10 protein-coding genes are annotated in these 17,547 nt (G+C 64.2%); 3 read left to right on the top strand and 7 right to left on the bottom strand.

Translation table 11 applies throughout. The annotated features are described in order from the left end of the window. Positions 1-68: 68 nt before the first annotated feature. Complete coding sequence (locus SB765_RS08930; protein ID WP_410931212.1) at positions 69-3,218, bottom strand: transglycosylase domain-containing protein; 3,150 nt, start codon at positions 3,216-3,218, stop codon at positions 69-71. Positions 3,219-3,609: 391 nt separating this feature from the next. Between SB765_RS08930 and SB765_RS08925 the strand changes: the two genes are divergently transcribed. Then, the gene (locus SB765_RS08925) at positions 3,610-5,028 is read left to right on the top strand and encodes an amino acid permease (protein ID WP_016498193.1); all 1,419 of its coding nucleotides are present in this window, start codon (positions 3,610-3,612) and stop codon (positions 5,026-5,028) included. Between the two features lie 40 nt (positions 5,029-5,068). On the opposite strand, the gene SB765_RS08920 is transcribed toward SB765_RS08925, so the two are convergent. After that, entirely contained in the window at positions 5,069-6,688 is a 1,620-nt protein-coding gene (locus tag SB765_RS08920; protein ID WP_341796632.1) for an FMN-binding glutamate synthase family protein, read from the bottom strand. Between the two features lie 273 nt (positions 6,689-6,961). Then, on the bottom strand, positions 6,962-11,242 hold the full coding sequence (locus SB765_RS08915) for a DEAD/DEAH box helicase (RefSeq protein WP_410910942.1): 4,281 nt from the start codon (positions 11,240-11,242) through the stop codon (positions 6,962-6,964). A gap of 126 nt (positions 11,243-11,368) precedes the next feature. Between SB765_RS08915 and SB765_RS08910 the strand changes: the two genes are divergently transcribed. Continuing rightward, positions 11,369-11,782 (top strand): NUDIX hydrolase, encoded by a 414-nt coding sequence (locus SB765_RS08910; RefSeq protein WP_049274817.1) that lies wholly within the window; start codon positions 11,369-11,371, stop codon positions 11,780-11,782. Here the strand turns inward: SB765_RS08910 and metR are convergent. After that, positions 11,766-12,683 (bottom strand): transcriptional regulator MetR, encoded by a 918-nt coding sequence (gene metR / locus SB765_RS08905; RefSeq protein ID WP_410931211.1) that lies wholly within the window; start codon positions 12,681-12,683, stop codon positions 11,766-11,768. The genes SB765_RS08910 and metR overlap by 17 nt on opposite strands. Before the next feature lie 196 nt (positions 12,684-12,879). Here metR and SB765_RS08900 point away from each other — a divergent pair, with 196 nt between their 5' ends. Continuing rightward, entirely contained in the window at positions 12,880-13,875 is a 996-nt protein-coding gene (locus tag SB765_RS08900; RefSeq protein ID WP_410931210.1) for an alpha/beta fold hydrolase, read from the top strand. A 55-nt stretch (positions 13,876-13,930) separates the two neighbouring features. Here the strand turns inward: SB765_RS08900 and SB765_RS08895 are convergent, their stop codons facing one another. From SB765_RS08895 to SB765_RS08885, 3 genes are read right to left on the bottom strand one after another with little or no spacing between them, the layout of a single operon-like run. Then, entirely contained in the window at positions 13,931-14,266 is a 336-nt protein-coding gene (locus SB765_RS08895; protein ID WP_410910945.1) for a GlpM family protein, read from the bottom strand. Between the two features lie 25 nt (positions 14,267-14,291). Beyond that, entirely contained in the window at positions 14,292-15,620 is a 1,329-nt protein-coding gene (locus SB765_RS08890) for a sigma-54-dependent transcriptional regulator (protein WP_016498199.1), read from the bottom strand. Then, positions 15,617-17,521 carry an ATP-binding protein gene (locus SB765_RS08885; protein ID WP_341796628.1) on the bottom strand — a complete coding sequence of 635 codons (1,905 nt, stop codon included), beginning with the start codon at positions 17,519-17,521 and terminating at the stop codon, positions 15,617-15,619. The genes SB765_RS08890 and SB765_RS08885 overlap by 4 nt, the downstream gene beginning before the upstream one ends. Between the last annotated feature and the right edge of the window lie 26 nt (positions 17,522-17,547).

Genomic DNA, 17,547 nt, shown 5'->3' with positions numbered 1-17,547 from the left:
GCGATATATCTTAAGATATTACTCAAGATATATCTAAAGACAACCCCTTTAATGCAGATGATTATCATCTAGTCATTCGATACGTTCCCTGCCGGCGGTGGCGTATGTACCGCAGCCTGCGGCGGTTTGCATTCATTCGGATTGCCCGGCTGCAGGTATGGCATGAGGATCGGGGCCATGCCCTTGAGCACCTGCACCGGCAGCGCCGAGGTGAATTTGAACGCTTCTGCCGAGCGCCCTGGCACAAAGGCAGTGAGGGTGCCGAAGTGGTTGTCGCCCAGGAAGAACACGAAGGTGGCAGTGCGGTTCAGCGAGCGCGAGCCAATCAGCCGACCGCCGGCGCCGAAGCTTTCGATGCGGTTGTCACCGGTACCGGTCTTGCCCCCCATCACCAGTGGCGTGCCGTCCTGCAGCTTGAAACTGCCGGAAATACGCCGCGCAGTGCCTGCATCGACCACCTGCGACATGGCGCCTTTGAGTGCGCGTGCCACTTCCACCGGCAGAATCCGCACCCCCCGGTCCGGGTCGGTGATCAACTTGGTTTCATAAGGTGTGTTGGCTGCAAAGTGCAGGGTGTCGATACGCAAGGTAGGCAGGCGTATGCCGTCGTTCTGGATGATGCCGACCAGTTCGGAGAGGGCGGCGGGGCGGTCGCCCGAACTGCCGATGGCGGTGGCCAGCGAGGGCACTAGGTGGTCGAATGGATAGCCCACGCGTTTCCAGCGCTGGTGGATGTCGAGGAAGGCTTCGATCTCGACCATGGTGCGGATGCGGCTATCGCGGGCCCCTTGGTGGCGGCTCTTGAACAGCCAGCTGTACACCTCCTGGCGTTCGAAGCGGCTGGCGTTGACCATTTCGGTCAAGGTCGAGCTCGGGTTCTTCAGCAGGTAGCCGAGCAGCCAAAGGTCGAGCGGGTGGACCTTGGCAATGTAGCCTTGGTCGGGCAGGTCGTATTTGCCCGGGCCATAGGCGTCATACATCTCTGACAGACGGCCGTCAGTCAGCTTGCCCAGGGCAGCTTTGTCGCCCTTGATGTGGGCACGTACGAAGGCATTGAAAGTTTCCTGGCCTGCTTCGGGGAACAGGTAGCGGTGCACCGCCGCCAGCCGCTGCGGGGTCACGCGCATGCTGTCCAGGAAGGTGTCCAGGCGCTGTTGCGAGGTCTTGCGCTGGTATTTCTTCCAGAAGCGCATCAGGTAGTTGGTGCCTTCCTTGTCGGCGAAGCGGGCCAGGTATTCCTGGCGGCGAGGGTCGGCGTCGTCCTTGAGCAGCGGCACGCGGTTGTACGGCTGCTGGTAGGTCACGTAGCGCACCAGGTCGCGCATCAGGCGAATGAACGGCAGGTTGATCGATTCGCGCAGCGCATCCTTGAGCGTCGGGTTGCGGCTGTTGTCTTCCTTGCGGAAGTTGTTGAACACGTGCATGCCGCCGCCTGTGAAGAAGGCTTCACCGGTATTGGCGGAGTACTTGCGCTCCAGCGCGGCGTCGAGCATGGCGTCCAGGCTCTGGTTCTTGCTGTTCTGCGTCAGCCATTCCAGCGACCACTGGGTGATGCGGTCGAGTTCGGCGACATCGACCTTCTTCAGCTCGGCAGCGGGTTTGCCGGCGTACTTGTCGTGCAGTTCGGCGATGATCTCCAGGTACGTGGTCAGCACCCGCAACTTGGCGGTGGAGCCCAGTTCCAGCTTGCTGCCCTCGTTGATGTCGAAAGGCTGGTTGGTGCTGTCGGTCTGCACCCGCACCCGCGAGCCGTCGGCGGTGCGCTCGAACAGGGTGAAGCTGTAGCTGACCTGGTCGGTGGTCTTGGAGGTGAGCAGGCGCTCGCCGATCAACCCCATCTGCGCGGCAAATTCCGGGTCGGCAAGGTTCTTCAGGTACTGGCTGACCTGCAGTTGCAGGTCGGCCTGCAGGGTACTGGTGGCCGACACATCGAGGCGGTCGAGGTCGTACAGCGGGCGATTGAGCATGGCTGCCAGACGGTTGCGCGCCAGGCTGATGCCCTTGTTGGTAACGATCGGCACGATGGTTGGTTGCGCTACCCAGTCGCGATAGACCGCCTTGCTGGCCAGTGCGGCATCGGCCAGTGGCTGCTCGATCACTTTGTTGGCGGCGAGCACGCGGATGTGCGAATCGGTGAGTTCGGCCAACTCGACCCGGCCCTTGGTCAGGTAGTGGGACGGGCGGCGCTGGGCAATCATCAGCGACAGCACCTGGCGCAGGGCAAGGCCGCGTGCGGCCATGCTTTGAGCGTCACTGGCGGTGGAATTCAGGGCCTGGTTGACCTGGTCGAAGTCGGCGCCATACCACACCCGCAAGCCTTCGGCCATGCCGTGCACTTCGCCGTGCCCAGGCACGGCCGACAGCGGCACACTGTTGAGGTAGTCGCGCACGATGCGCTGGCGTGCTTCGGTGGTATCCGGGCCGCCCTGGTAGGCACGCACGCTGGCAGAAATCATCTGGCGGATTTTCTCGGCACCCGACACGGTCAGGCCGTCCGGTGAGTGGCGGTACTTTTCCAGCTGCGTCGCCAACGTGCTACCGCCCGCAGACTGACCGGGCAAAGCCAGGTACTTGGCCACCTGGCTGTAGGCGGCCTTGGCAAAGCGGGGCCAGTCCACGGCCGGATTGTTGCGCGGGTCCTGGGTATCGAGCAGGTCGCGGTTCTCGATGAACAGCAGGCTGTTGACCATCACCGGCGGGATCGCGGCAAAGTCCGGGTACAGGTGCTGCGGGTAGTTGTACTGGTACAGCGTGTCGCCGCGGCAGTCGGTGATCGACAGGCCGGCCTGAATCTTCTCGATATAGGGTGCGAACAGCCCATGATCGACGTAGTTCATCAGCGCGGGTGAGAACTTTACCTGCTCAGTGATGAGGTAGTCGCGCTTGAGCAGGCGTGGCAGGAATTCGCCCAGGGCACTGTAGCCAAGGCGTCTGTCGAACGGCCCGTCACCGGGGTAGATGATTGCATCACTAGGGCCGGGCTCCAGCGAGTAGGTCAGGGTACCGGCCAGTTTGCTGAACTCGCGTGATTGCAGTTCGGAGGTGCGGAATTCGTCATATGCAGCGAAGCCGATGGCCACCAGCGCCACCAGCAGGATGAGGATGATCAGCCGCCACCATAGCCGACGCTGACGGGGGGACTTCGGTTGTGGCGTCTCGGCCGGAGGTATCTCGGGTGCTTCCGTTCTGCTTGGTTCCGATTGCCACAGTGCGCCCATAGTCTTCAATCCGGCCAGGTGTTTTCGTCTTGCTTGACTGAAGCTTAGACGTTGAGCGGGTGAGGTGAAAATTTTGTAGGAGGTGGAGAAAAGCGGGGTAGGGATATGCGGCTTTGGTGTGGGTTTCTTGATACGGAGATGTTGCTATGGTGCCGGGGCAGCTTTCAGGGCCGCTGCACCCGCCAGAAAACTTGCTGATTATTCCTGTATATACAGCGAAATTCCCTGCAACGGTCTTCCTATACTGCTCGGCCCCTTCGCCCCGCCGGGCGCTCTACCCCGGCACACGGGCCGGCCCACGAGGCCAGCCTGGCAAGCCTACGTCACGCCTATCGGCATGGCCGGTGCTGCACGAAGGTCAAATCCAATAACAAAATGAGGTTGTATTGCTATGCCAGTCGGCAACCACTCTGCCCATGGCCAGGCCAATGAAGGCGGCCCGCTCAAGCGTGAACTGGGCGAACGGCACATCCGCCTGATGGCGCTGGGCGCCTGTATCGGCGTCGGTCTTTTCCTCGGTTCGGCCAAAGCCATCGAAATGGCCGGCCCTGCCATCATGCTGTCCTACATCATCGGTGGCCTGGCCATCCTGGTGATCATGCGCGCCCTTGGCGAAATGGCCGTGCATAACCCGGTCGCCGGGTCGTTCAGCCGCTACGCCCAAGACTACCTCGGCCCGCTGGCGGGCTTTCTCACCGGCTGGAACTACTGGTTCCTGTGGCTGGTGACCTGCGTTGCCGAAATCACCGCAGTGGCCATCTACATGGGCATCTGGTTCCCCGACGTACCGCGCTGGATCTGGGCCCTGGCGGCCTTGGGCAGCATGGGCGCGGTCAACCTGGTGGCGGTTAAGGCCTTTGGCGAATTCGAGTTCTGGTTCGCCCTGATCAAGATCGTCACCATCATCGCCATGGTCCTTGGCGGCATCGGCGTCATTGCCTTCGGCTTCGGCAATGACGGTGTGGCGTTGGGTATCTCCAATCTGTGGAGCAACGGCGGTTTCATGCCCAATGGCGTGACCGGCGTGCTGATGTCGCTGCAGATGGTGATGTTCGCCTACCTGGGTGTGGAAATGATCGGCCTCACCGCCGGCGAAGCACGCAACCCGCAAAAGACCATCCCGCAGGCCATTGGCTCGGTGTTCTGGCGCATCTTGTTGTTCTACGTCGGCGCGTTGTTCGTGATCCTGTCGATCTACCCGTGGAACGAAATCGGCAGCCAGGGCAGCCCGTTCGTCATGACCTTCGAGCGCCTTGGCATCAAGACCGCCGCCGGCATCATCAACTTCGTGGTCATCACCGCGGCGCTGTCGTCGTGCAACGGCGGCATCTTCAGCACCGGGCGCATGCTCTACAGCCTGGCGCAGAACGGCCAGGCCCCGGCGGCCTTCGCCCGCACCTCGAAAAACGGCGTACCGCGCAATGCGCTGCTGCTGTCGATTGGCGCGCTGCTGCTGGGCGTGCTGGCCAACTACCTGGTGCCGGAAAAGGTGTTTGTGTGGGTCACGTCGATTGCCACCTTCGGTGCGATCTGGACCTGGGTGATGATCCTGCTGGCGCAGCTCAAGTTCCGTGCCGGCCTGACTACCGCCGAGCGCAAGGCGCTGAAGTACCGCATGTGGCTGTGGCCGCTGAGCTCATACCTGGCGCTGGGTTTCCTGGTGCTGGTGGTTGGCTTGATGGCGTACTTCGAGGATACCCGTGTGGCCCTGTACATCGGCCCGGCGTTCCTGGTGCTGCTGACGGTGCTGTACTACGCGTTCCGTCTGGCGCCGAAAGACGTGCAAGGTGTAGCCAGTACTGCTTCCTGATCTGAAACCTCTGGGGCCGCTTTGCGGCCCCAGGGCTCTATCAGGCCGCCACTTCGCTGTGCGGCTCAAAGCTGTCGGCCCGGGCGAGCTGCCACATGCGCGAATAGAATTGCCCATCCACCTCGCCGGTCAGCAACTCCCCCGGCTTCAAGAACACATGCATCTGCGAGAACAGCTTGATCTCGGTGGCCGAGACGCGCCGCACCAGGTGCTTGGCCTCCAGCTGCGCAGGGTGCTCCAGGCCCGCCGCCGCCAGCATTTCGGCCAGGGCACGCAAGGTGTTGTGGTGAAAGTTCAGCACCCGTTGGGCCTTGTCCGGCACCACCAGGGCGCGCTGGCGCAGCGGGTCTTGCGTGGCCACGCCGGTCGGGCACTTGTTGGTGTGGCAGCTCTGCGACTGGATGCAGCCAATGGCGAACATGAAGCCGCGCGCCGAGTTGGCCCAGTCGGCACCGATGGCCAGCACGCTGGCGATGTCGAAGGCGCTGACGATCTTGCCGCTGGCCCCTAGCTTGATCTTGTCACGCAGGTTCAGGCCAACCAGCGTGTTGTGCACAAACAGCAGGCCTTCGCGCAGCGGTACGCCGATATGGTCGGTGAACTCCACCGGTGCGGCGCCGGTACCGCCTTCCTTGCCATCGACGACGATGAAGTCGGGCAGGATGCCGGTTTCCAGCATGGCCTTGGCGATGCCCATGAACTCCCACGGGTGGCCCAGGCAGAATTTGAAGCCGACCGGTTTGCCGCCGGACAGCTCACGCAGCTGGGCAATGAACTGCATCATCTCGATCGGCGTGGAGAAAGCGCTGTGGCGCGACGGCGAAATGCAGTCTTCGCCCATCAGCACGCCGCGGGTCTCGGCGATTTCCTGGGTGACCTTGTGTTTGGGCAGGATGCCGCCGTGCCCAGGCTTGGCGCCCTGGCTCATCTTGATTTCGATCATGCGCACCTGTGGGCTGCGCGCCTGGGCGGCGAAACGTTCGGGGTCGAAGCGCCCGTCCGCCGTGCGGCAACCGAAGTAGCCGCTGCCCAGCTCCCAGACCAGGTCGCCACCATGCTCGCGGTGATAGGGGCTGATGCTGCCTTCGCCGGTGTCATGGTGGAAGTTGCCCAGCTTGGCGCCCTGGTTGAGGGCGCGGATGGCATTGGCGCTGAGCGAGCCGAAGCTCATGGCCGAAATGTTGAAGATCGAGGCCGAGTACGGCTGGCTGCACTGCGGCCCGCCGACAATGACGCGGAAGCTGGCCGGGTCGACCAGCGGCGCCGGGCGCATGGAATGGCCGATGAACTCGAAGCCGGACTCGTACACGTCGATCAGGGTGCCGAACGGTTTGTCCGAGGCTTCGTTCTTCGCCCGGGCATACACCAGCGAACGCTGGGCGCGGGAGAATGGCAGGGCGTCGCTGTCGGACTCCAGCAGGTACTGGCGGATTTCCGGGCGAATGGCCTCGACCAGATAGCGGATGTTGCCCAGGATCGGGTAGTTGCGACGTACGGCATGGCGTTGCTGCAGCAGGTCGAACAGGCCGATCAGGCTGAGGATGCCAGTGGTCAGGGTGAACGGCCACAGCCATTCGTGGTGGGTGAAGGGCAAGCTCGCCAGGGTGAACAGTACACAGGCGGCGAAGAAGGCGTAGCGACTGAGAAGTGACAGGCTCATACAGGGTCCTTGCGATGGCGCGGTCAGGCTCAGGGCCTGGTGGGCAAACCCCGACCATAGCCAAGTTGCAGGGCCCTGCAAATTAAAATCGGGGTAGCGAAAATCATTCTCGAATCGGGCAAGACCTGCGCCGTGGCACTTATCCTGTAGGAGCAGCCTTGTGCTGCGAAGAGGCCATTGCAGCCAAAGACAATCTTCCGCCTTACCGGCCTCTCCGCAGCACAAGGCTGCTCCTACAGGTTTATGCGGTAGCCTGAGTGATGGTGCTGCTTTTCAGAGCGTGTTGCGCAGTAGCTTCCGGTGCCAGATTTCCTGCTCTTGTGCGGGCGCCTCGACCAGATACGTGTAACGCCCGGCCACCCGTACCGCCACCGGTACCCCGTCGCGATACAACAAGCGGTTACCACCCACCGCCGGCACTTTCGCCCCGGGCAGCAACGAGCCGATCAGGTTCAGCGGGTCACTGGCACTCACTACCAGCAACGTCCCGTCCGGGTCGCGGCGGCGCACCTGCCGCAGCAACCCCACCGCCTCCGGCAAGGCGAACTGTTCACCCGCCAGCCCGGCAATGAAGCGCCCGCCACGGATCTCGCCACGCGCCTCCAGCCGGTGATAGCAGCGCAGCAGTTCACGCCAGGGCGGCAGCACATCACTCTCGCGCTCAAGCAGCCGCCAGCAGATCACCCCATAGCGGCGCAGCAGGGTGCGAGCAACGTCCTCCAGGCGCTGGTCGTGATCCGGCGGCGTATCGCTGCGGCGCAGCAGTGCCCAGCGCCCGGCATGCGCCATGCTGCTGGAAAGCGGCGGGTGACCTCGGCGGCTATTACGTGAACTGCGCTTGGCCGCAGGCGTGATCAGGCTGCGCAAGCCGGTGAAACTGTCAGCGCCGACCAGGCCCGAGCCCACCAGTTCCTGCAGCGCGGTTTCCAGTTCGGTGGGCAGCAGGTGCGCCTCCTGCGCCAGTTCATCGAAGAACAGCGCCCCCTGGGTTTTCAGCGCTTCGTACACACGTTGCGCACGCAGGCCAAGGGCATCCACCGTTGGTGCGGGCGCCAGGCTGCGCCATGTGTTCAGCTGGTCGCGCGGCAGCAGCACCACTGGGGTACTCGATAGGGTGCTGCTCGCCACCGTTGCCGCCAGCCGGCTCCAGGCGAACTGGCCGCTGCGGCAGGCATCGTCCAGCCAGTGCGGGCTGTAGTCTTTGATGCGCGAAGGCAGCAGTTCCGCCTCCCACGCACCGGCGGCGCTGGGGAACCCCTGCAACTGGCCCAGTACTTCGGCCACCGCCTGCGGGCCACGCAGATGCTCGTCGGGCGCCAGGTGCTGCCAGTCGAACAGAAAGCGCATGAAGTCCTGCAGGCTGACCGGTTCGATCTCGCGGCGCAGGCGCTTGACCGTGTAGCGGTGAATGCGCGCCAGCAAATGGCGTTCGCACCATTGCAGGTCGGTGGCACCAGGGCTGAAATGCCCGCGCAGCACATAGCCTTCGGCTTCCAGGCGGGCCAGCGCCTGTTCGATTGCTTGCAACGGCTTGCCAAGCGGTGCCGCAATCTGTGTCGCGGTCCTGGGGCCATGGCCACTCAGGCGGGCACGTAACAGTTCACCCAGGGCAAGGTCCGGGTCGATGGCCTGATCAAACCCTGGCAACACCTGCAACGCAGGCTCCAGTAGAGCATCCGAATACAGCACCCTCAGCAGGCCCAGTCGCTCACGCGCCAACCACAGTTTTTCGTCCGCCAGGCGCAAGGCCCGCCCGTTCTTGGCCAGTTGCCTGAGCAGCAGGTCCCAGCTGGCATTGCCTTGCACTTCAGCTTGGCTGATCGCGCCCAGGCCCATCAGCGCTTCGTGCATTTCGTCGGCATTGCCCGGTTGCGGCCAGGCCTCGGCCGCGACGGCGGCAATGGCATCAGCGTCCAGGGCGCCTAGGTCGTCGCCACTGCGCACTTCGCTCCAGCGTCGGTTGAGCACAGCCTGGGTGCGCCGTTCTTCCAGCGGGGCATCGTCCAGAAAAGCGTACGGCCTGGCGTTGAGAATGGCCGACGCCAGTGGCGAAGGGGCGGGCAGGTCGCGGCACAGCAGGCGTACCGCCCCGCTTTCCATGCGTCGCAACAGGGCCAGCCAACCTTCGCTGTCCATCGCCTCGTGCAGGCAGTCGTCGAGTGTTTGTTCGACCAACGGGTGATCGGGTATCTGCCGTTCGCCGGCAATGTTCTCCAGGCAGGCGATCTGGTCTGGGAACACGGCGGCCACCAGGTCTTCGCTCTTCATGCGCTGGATCTGCGGCGCTACCTTGCGCCCGCCCACGAAGCGTGGCAGCGCCATGGCCACGCCAGCGTTCCAGCGCCAGCGCACGCCAAACAGCGGTGCATCCAGCAGGGCCTGGACGAGGATCGGCTCGGCGCTGCGGCTGTTCAGGTAACGCCACACCTCGTCCAGCTCGAAGCTGTGGCTGGTCGACAGTGAAAGTACGATGGCATCTTCGCTGGCGGCAGCCTGCAGCTCGAAGTTGAAGGTGCGGCAGAAGCGCTTGCGCAAGGCAAGGCCCCACGCGCGGTTGATGCGGCTGCCGTAGGGTGAATGGATGATCAGCTGGGTCCCGCCCGACTCATCGAAAAAGCGCTCCATCACCAGCGTGTCCTGCGAAGGCAGGGCGCCAAGCACCTCGCGGGTGCGGGCCAGATAGTCGAGCAACTGGCTGGCGCTGTCTTCGCCCAGTTCAAAGGTAGCCTGCACCCAGGCGAGTACCTTCAGCCTGTCGCCGTCAGCCTGATCCAGTTGCTGGTCGATTCTCGCCTGCAGCCGGGCTACGGCGGCAGACAGCTCGTCACTGCGCCCCGGCGCTTCACCCAGCCAGAACGGAATGGTCGGCGGCAGGCCATGGGCATCTTCCACCCGTACGCGGCCCGGCTCGACGCGCAGGATGCGATAAGAGGCGTTGCCCAGCTGGAAGATATCGCCGGCAATGCTCTCCACGGCAAAGTCTTCATTGACGCTGCCGATGTTCAGCGCCTGCGGTTCCAGCAGCACGGTGTAGTCGGCGTTGTCAGGGATGGTGCCGCCGCTGGTCAGCGCCGTCAGTTGGCTGCCGCGACGGCCGCGCAGCGTGCCGCTGACCGCATCGCGGTGCAAATAGGCGCTGCGGATGCCCTGGCGGCCGTTATAGCCCTCGGCGAGCATGGTGAGCAGCGCCTGGTAGTGGCGCTGGTCGAGCTCGGCATAGGGGGTGGCCTGGCGCAGGCAGTCGAACAGGGCTTGTTCGTGCCAGTCCTGGTTGCTGGCTTCGGCGACAATCTGCTGGGCCAGTACGTCCAGCGGTGCCCGGGGTATGTGCAACTCGTCCAGTTCGCCTTGGCGCACGCAGTCCAGCAGGGCCACGCATTCGATCAGGTCATCGCGTGAGGTGGGGAACAGGCGCCCCTTAGGCACACCGTCAACCTGGTGGCCGGCGCGGCCAACCCGTTGCAGGAAGGCGGCAATCGAACCCGGCGAGGCGATTTGGCACACCAGGTCGATATCGCCAATATCAATGCCCAGCTCCAGCGAAGCGGTGGCTACCAGCACCTGCAAATGGCCGCTCTTGAGCCGCTGTTCTGCGTTCAGGCGCAACTCCTTGGACAGGCTGCCATGGTGCGCGGCTACCGCCTCCTTGCCCAGCCGGTCGCTGAGGTGACGGGTGATGCGCTCGGCAAGGCGCCGGGTGTTGACGAATACCAGCGTGGTGCGGTGTTCGCGCGCCAGGGTCGCCAAGCGGTCGTAGACCAGGCCCCAGACATCGTTGGCCATCACCGCGCCCAGTGGCACCGGCGGCACTTCGATGGCCAGATCGCGCTGGCGCGCATGGCCTACATCGACGATGGCGCAGGGGCGCCCGCTGCCGGCCAGAAACTCTGCCACCCGCTCGACCGGGCGTTGTGTGGCGGACAGCCCGATGCGCCGCAGTGGCCGTTTGCACAAGGCTTGCAGGCGTTCCAACGTCAGCGCCAGATGGGCGCCCCGCTTGTTGCCGGCCAGGGCGTGGATTTCGTCGACGATTACCGTATGCACGTTACCCAGGCCTTCACGGCCTGAAGCAGAGCCCATCAACACGTACAGCGATTCGGGGGTTGTCACCAGAATGTGCGGGGCCAGCTTGCGCATGGCGGCACGTTCCTTTTGAGGCGTGTCGCCCGTGCGTACGGCCGTGGTGATGCGTGGGGCTTTCAGGCCTTGGTCTGCGAGGGCCTGGCTGATGCCTTCGAGCGGGGCTTGCAGGTTGAGGCGGATGTCGTTGGACAAGGCCTTCAGCGGCGAAACGTAGATCACCTGGGTTTGCGCGGGCAGTTCGCCTTGGTGCTCCAGGCCTTCACGGAACAGTTCGTCGAGCACCGCCAGGAAAGCACTGAGGGTTTTGCCCGAGCCAGTCGGCGCGGCGAGCAGCATCGACTGGCCGGCGTGGATCAGCGGCCAGGCTTGTGCCTGGGCTTCAGTGACCGTGGCGAAATGGCGACGGAACCAGGTGCGCACGGCAGGATGGAACAGCTCGAGCACCGGGTGGTGTTTGGCGGGCAGGTTCATGTGTTGGTTATGGAGGGTATGCGGCGGGTTGGCAAGAGGCCGTTCGTCGCGGATGCTATGTTGCCTGCGCCGGCGATAGAGCCGGCGCAGGCGATATCTTCTTTGATTTATTAAGTGAGCTGATCCATGCCGAACATAATCCGCATCGCCGCCGCCCTGCTGATCGACCCTCAGGGCCGAACCCTGCTGGTGCGCAAGCGCGGCACCGGCGCTTTCATGCAGCCAGGCGGCAAGATCGATGCCGGTGAAACGCCGGTGCAGGCACTGGTGCGCGAGTTGCACGAGGAGCTGGGCTTGCACATCGACCCGGCCCAGGCCGTGCACCTGGGCCAGTTCAGTGCCCCAGCCGCCAACGAGCCAGGCTTCGAAGTGCAGGCCGAGCTGTTCCGTGTCGACAGCGCCGCAGCCGTGGTCCCGGCTGCGGAGATCGAAGAGGTTGTCTGGCTGGCCGCTGACCAGGCGCCCGTCATGCAACTGGCGCCGCTGACCCGCGACCTGATCCTGCCGCTGTACCGCCAGGCACTCAACGCACCGCGCTGACCCCATCGAGGGTGGCGAACGAGGTGTCTTTGGCGGTCAGCAAAAAGTCGCGCATGTAAGGCGCATCGAGCATGTCGGTGCGCACGGCGGCATAAAGGGTGGCGAACAGGCCTTTCTCACCCAGGCGTTTGCCCTTCACATAGCCGCGCGAGCTGTACTCGTGCAGTGCCCAGTGCGGCATGCCGCATACCCCACGGCCGCTGGCTACCAGCTGCATCATCATTACCGTCAGCTCCGAGGTGCGTACGGCGGCCGGCTCAATGTCGGCCGGCTCCAGGAAGCGGGTGAAGATGTCCAGGCGGTCGCGCTCCACCGGGTAGGTGATCAGCGTCTGGTCAAGCAAGTCTTGTGGCACGATGTAGGGCTTGCTGGCCAGCGCATGCTGGTTGGCCACTGCCAGCATTGCCTCGTAGGTGAACAGCGGCACGTACGTGATGCCTGCCAGGTCCACCGGGTCGGAGGTCACCACCAGGTCCAGGTCACCGCGGGCCAGTGCTGGCAGGGGGGCGAAGGCAAAGCCGGAGGCCAGGTCCAGCTCAACTTCCGGCCAGGCATCGCGGAACTGGTCGATGGTCGGCATCAGCCACTGGAAGCAGCTGTGGCATTCGATGGCCATGTGCAGGCGCCCGGCAGTGCCACCGGCCAGGCGTGCGATGTCACGCTCGGCGCCGCGCAGCAGTGGCAGGGTGGCATCGGCCAGTTGCAGCAGGCGCAGCCCGGCGCTGGTGAAGCGGATCGGCTTGGTCTTGCGCACGAAAATGGGCAGGCCCAAGCGCTCTTCCAGCTCCTTGAACTGGTGCGACAGCGCCGACTGGGTCAGGTGCAGGCGTTCGGCGGCCTCCACCAGGCTGTCGGCTTCGCGCAGGGCATGAAGGGTTTTCAGGTGACGGATCTCCAGCACTGCTGACTCCGGGGTGTAGGTTTGAAGAAACAGGGAATGAGTTGAGTTTCTCTCATGTTGACGCAGCTGTCGACTGGGCGTTCGGCCGCACCGCCTGGCGGGAGTCATGAAACTGTCACCGAACTGTGGCAGCGCGCCCGAACAGAATTCATCAGACTCGCGCTCTACTGGGGATCTGCATTCTGGTGTTTCTTCCATGCGGGCTTTTTGGCTTTTTCTTTTCTTGATATTCAGCGTACCTGCGAGTTTCGCCGAACAGCGTTGTGACGCCCAGGTACCGGTGCAGCGTGCCGAACTGGGTGCGGTCAGCCTGGTGTACCAGAGCGTTGGGGCGCCTGGTGACCCGGCCTTGCTGCTGGTCATGGGCCTGGGCGGGCAACTGATCCATTGGCCGGACGATGTGGTCGAGGCCTTGTGCCGCCAGGGCTTTCGGGTGATCCGTTATGACAACCGCGATGTTGGCCTGTCGCGCTGGAACCAGATGCCTCCGTCGGCCAACCTGACGGTCGAGCTGTTACGTTATAAGCTGGGCCTGCCGGTGGCGGCGCCCTATACGCTGACGGACATGGCCGATGATGGCTTGCGCCTGATGGACGCGCTGGGCGTGCGCCAGTTTCATGTACTGGGCGTGAGCATGGGCGGCATGATCGCCCAGCATCTGGCGGCCGTGGCACCCGAGCGCGTGCGCAGCCTGACCTTGGTCATGTCCAGTTCAGGGGCGGCTGGGCTGCCGGCGCCGGATCCGGCATTGGTGCAGTTGCTGGCCCGGCGCAGCGCGCCCAACCGCGAAGTGGCCATCGAGCAGCAGGCCGACCTGCTGGCGGCCCTGGGCAGCCCCGAGGTGCGGGACAACCGCGCTGTGTTGCTGCACCAGGCGGCAGTCGCCTATGACCGGGCGTTCAACCCCGACGGGGCCAAGCGCCAGATCATGGCGATACTGGCCGAACCGAGCCGTGTCGAGCTTTTGAATCAGCTTCGTGTGCCGACCCTGGTGGTGCATGGCACGGCCGACCCGTTGTTGCCGGTTATGCACGGTGTGCACCTGGCGGCGCACATTCAAGGCAGCCAGCTGCGGCTGATACCGGGGCTGGCGCACCGCTTTCAGGAGCCGTTCAAGGCGCCGCTGCTGGGGGCCGTATTGCCTTATTTGCAGGCGCATAGGCAAGAGGTCAAGCACATCGCAGGGCTGTGACTCCGCGCTGGCTTCTTCGCGGGCAAGCCCGCGAAGAAGCCAGCGCGAATTTTGATCAGTGCATCCGCACCCACAAGGTCACCAGCACGGTCGCGGCTATCAGCCACGCTACTGTGGCCAGCGCCAACGACGCCTCCAGGCGCAGGCGGTCGACCAGCACGTACAGGGTCGCCAGGTACACGAAATACGGAATGATCGACCACATGCCGAACAGGATGGTGGTCTTCAGGTCGGCAATGCTGCGCCCCTTGCCAACGATGTAGTGGGCAATCAGGGCAAAGGTGGGAAACAGCGGCACCAGCCCGGCGATATAGTAGTTGCGCGTCTTCGAAAGCACCGCCAGCAGCAGCACCACGCCAGCGCCCAAGGCAGCTTTGAATACCAGATCCACGTTGTCTTTCCAGTTCAGGTTGAGGTCAGCCGAGGCCGTACTTTTTCACTTTGTCGAACAGCGTGGTCTTGGCCATGCCCAGCTCCTGGCTGGCCTGGCTCAGGTTGCCCCCCGTGCGTTGCAGGGCATCGCCGAGCAGGTTGCGTTCGAATGCTTCCACCGCTTCGGCAAAGCCCAGGCCCTGGCTGGCGCCGCCGCTGGGGCCTTTCTTGAAGGCTGGCAGGCCAAGGGCATGGCGTTCAGCCACGTTGCGCAACTCGCGCACGTTGCCCGGCCAGTCGTGGGCCATCAGGCGTGAGAGGATCTGGCTGTCCAGCGCCGGTGCTTCACGGTCGAAGCGCAGTGCGGACTGCTGGAGGAAGTGCTCGAACAGCTGCGTGATGTCTTCGCGGCGCTCGCGCAGGGGGGGCAGCTCGAGGGTCACCACGTTCAGGCGGTAGTACAGGTCGCTGCGGAACTGGCCGCTCTGGCCCATGCTGTCGAGGTCGGCTTTGGTCGCGGCGATTACCCGGCAGTCCACCGGGATGCTTTGGTTCGAACCTAGCCGCTCCAGCGTGCGTTCCTGCAGTACGCGCAGCAGCTTGATCTGCAGGTTGATCGGCATGCTCTCCACTTCATCGAGGAACAGCGTGCCACCATTGGCGTGTTCGATCTTGCCGATACGGCGTTTGCCGGCGCCGGTGAACGCGTTGGCCTCGTGGCCGAAAATTTCGCTTTCGAACAGGTTCTCCGGCAGGCCGCCACAGTTCAGCGCGACAAAGGGCTGGCCCTGGCGCCGGCTGAAATCGTGCAGGCAGCGGGCGACCAGTTCCTTGCCGGTGCCGGTCTCGCCTTCGATCAGCACGTTGGCCGACGTATCGGCGACGTTGGCAATCAGTTCGCGCAAGTGTTCCATGGCCGACGAACGACCGATGATGCGCCCCTCCAGGCTGCTCTGCTCGGCCAGTTGGCGGCGCAGGGCCACCACTTCGCGCGACAGCCCGCGATGTTCGAGGGCGCGGCGCACCACGTCGACCAGGCGCTCGGGGGAGAACGGTTTTTCCATGAAGTCGTAGGCACCATTACGCATGGCGCCGACCGCCATGTCGATATCACCGTGGCCGGTGATCAACACCACCGGCAGGCTGCGGTCACGGGCCTTCAGGCGGTTGAGCAGCTCCAGGCCATCGATGCCCGGCAGGCGGATATCGCTGACGACGATGCCGGCGAAATCGTCGCCGATGCGTTCCAGCGCTTGTTCGGCGCTGCCCACGCCTTCACAGGCGATATCCTCCAGGGCCAGGGCCTGCTGGCAGCCGAGCAGCACATGCGGGTCGTCTTCGACGATCAGGACGGTAAGAGGCGCTTGGTTCATGGGTGCTCTGCCGATTCGCTAGGGGGGGAGACCAGGGGCAGGGCCAGGACGAAGGCCGTGCCGCCGGTGACGGGGTGCTCGACGTTGAGGCTGCCCTTGGCGGCGGCGGCAAGGCTCGCCGACAGGGTCAGGCCCAGGCCCAGGCCATGTTCGCCCGGTTTGGTGGTGAAGAACGGTTCGAACAGGTGCTTGCGCGCCTCGGCGTCGATGCCGTGGCCATTGTCGCGCACCTGCAGGCGGTACTTGTCGCCTTGCAGCTCGCCTTCCAGCCACAGCTCGGGCAACGGTTGCGCGGCCATGGCATCGAGGGCGTTGCCGATCAGGTTGACCAGGATCTGCTCCAGGCGGGTTTGGTCGATGGCCAGTTGCTGGTCCTCGAACTGGTGGTGCAACTGCAAATGGCAGGCGCTGATGCGGTTGGCCAGCACCTGCAAGGTGGCTTCAACTGCCTTGGCCAGCGAGGCCTGGCCGCTGTCGTCACCACGCCGGGCGAACGAGCGCAGGCTGGCGGTGATACGCCCCATGCGGTCGATCAGGTCGTTCATGGTGCGCAGGTTGGTGCTGGCGGTTTCCAGTGCCCCGCGTTCGAGGAAGCGCACGGTGTTGCCAGACAACGTGCGCAGCGCGGCCAGCGGCTGGTTCAGCTCATGGGCAATGCTGGTGGACATCTGCCCGATGGCGGCCAGCTTGCCAGCCTGCACCAGCTCATCCTGGGCTTGGCGCAAGGTCTGCTCGGCATGCCGGCGCTCGCGAATCTGGCCTTTCAGGCGTTCGTTGCTGGCGCGCAGGTCTGCCGTGCGTTCGGCAATGCGCCGTTCCAGCTGGCTGTTGGCTTCCTCAAGGGCCTCGCGGGCCGCCAAGCGAGTGGCGATGACCTTGCGTCGCTCGTTCCAGGCAATGCCGAGTATTGCCAGCAAGGCAAATGCCACGCCCACCAGGATGCCCTGCACCATGGATTCGCGGCGCAGGTCCTGCAGCGGGGTCAGCAGGGTAAAGTGCCAAGGCGTGTCGGCCAGGCGCCGGGTCTGGGCCAGGTAGGCGACTTCGTGCGGCTTGCCCTGGGCAGTTTCGCTGTTTGCCGGGAAGGTCAGTTTTTCCACGCCATCGGCCAGGGTTTCCCGGGCCAGTGGCTGCAGTTCGTTAAGCGGCCACCAGTAGTATTGCAGGCTGCGCGCCAGGCGCTCCTTGATTTGCGGGGTCAGCGGGCGCACCGATTTCAGGCGCCGGGCCGGGTCACTGGAAAGGATGATGATGCCGTTTTCGTCGCTGACGAACGCCTCCAGGCGGGCACGCTGCCAGCGCTCTTCGAGGGTGTCCAGGCGCACCTTGATCACTGCCACGCCAATGATCTTGCCGTGCTCTTCAAGCCCATGGGCCAGGTAATAGCCGGCCTCGCCCGTGGTGCTGCCGATGCCGTAGAAACGCCCGGGCTCGCCGCGCACAGCCGTCTGGAAGTAGGCGCGGAACGACAGGTCTTCACCGAGGAACGAGTCAGCGTCGCGCCAGTTGCTGGTGGCCTGTACCCGGCCATTGGTATCGAGGACGAAAATGGCGCGGCTGCGGCTGCGCCTGTTCAGGCCTTCGAGGTATTCGTTGACCGCCTGGCGGGAGCCGCCGTCCGGGTCGGTGAGCAGGTGCGAGACACTGTCTTCCAGCTCCAGCAGGCTCGGCAGGTAGGTGTATTTGCTGATTTCGCTTTCGACCGTGCGCGCATGCAGCTCCAGCTGGCGTTCGCCGTTTTCGCTGAGGGTGCGGATGCCGTTGCTCTCGCTGATCAGGTAGCCAGCCAGCCCTAAGCCGACCATCAGCAGGATGATCAGTGGCGGTAACAGCAATTGACGGATCAGACGGGATTTCACGGCAGGCTTGGCAGGGCGAAGTAGCGAGGGGTCGCATTTCATCACAGTGGCCTTGTCACGACCAGCAT

The sequence above is a fragment of the Pseudomonas sp. SIMBA_067 genome (genome assembly GCF_046534675.1).
In the GTDB taxonomy this organism is placed as follows: Bacteria; Pseudomonadota; Gammaproteobacteria; order Pseudomonadales; family Pseudomonadaceae; genus Aquipseudomonas; species Aquipseudomonas putida.
Note: the sequence above shows the minus strand (reverse complement) of the source record. Positions and strands in the feature narration are given on the sequence as shown.

Bases quoted from the DNA above. Each gene is read 5' to 3' on its own strand.
- SB765_RS08930 (WP_410931212.1), bottom strand. From the start codon at position 3,218: ATGGGCGCACTGTGGCAATCGGAACCAAGCAGAACGGAAGCACCCGAG.
- SB765_RS08925 (WP_016498193.1), top strand. From the start codon at position 3,610: ATGCCAGTCGGCAACCACTCTGCCCATGGCCAGGCCAATGAAGGCGGC.
- SB765_RS08920 (WP_341796632.1), bottom strand. From the start codon at position 6,688: ATGAGCCTGTCACTTCTCAGTCGCTACGCCTTCTTCGCCGCCTGTGTA.
- SB765_RS08915 (WP_410910942.1), bottom strand. From the start codon at position 11,242: ATGAACCTGCCCGCCAAACACCACCCGGTGCTCGAGCTGTTCCATCCT.
- SB765_RS08910 (WP_049274817.1), top strand. From the start codon at position 11,369: ATGCCGAACATAATCCGCATCGCCGCCGCCCTGCTGATCGACCCTCAG.
- SB765_RS08900 (WP_410931210.1), top strand. From the start codon at position 12,880: ATGCGGGCTTTTTGGCTTTTTCTTTTCTTGATATTCAGCGTACCTGCG.
- SB765_RS08890 (WP_016498199.1), bottom strand. From the start codon at position 15,620: ATGAACCAAGCGCCTCTTACCGTCCTGATCGTCGAAGACGACCCGCAT.
- SB765_RS08885 (WP_341796628.1), bottom strand. From the start codon at position 17,521: ATGAAATGCGACCCCTCGCTACTTCGCCCTGCCAAGCCTGCCGTGAAA.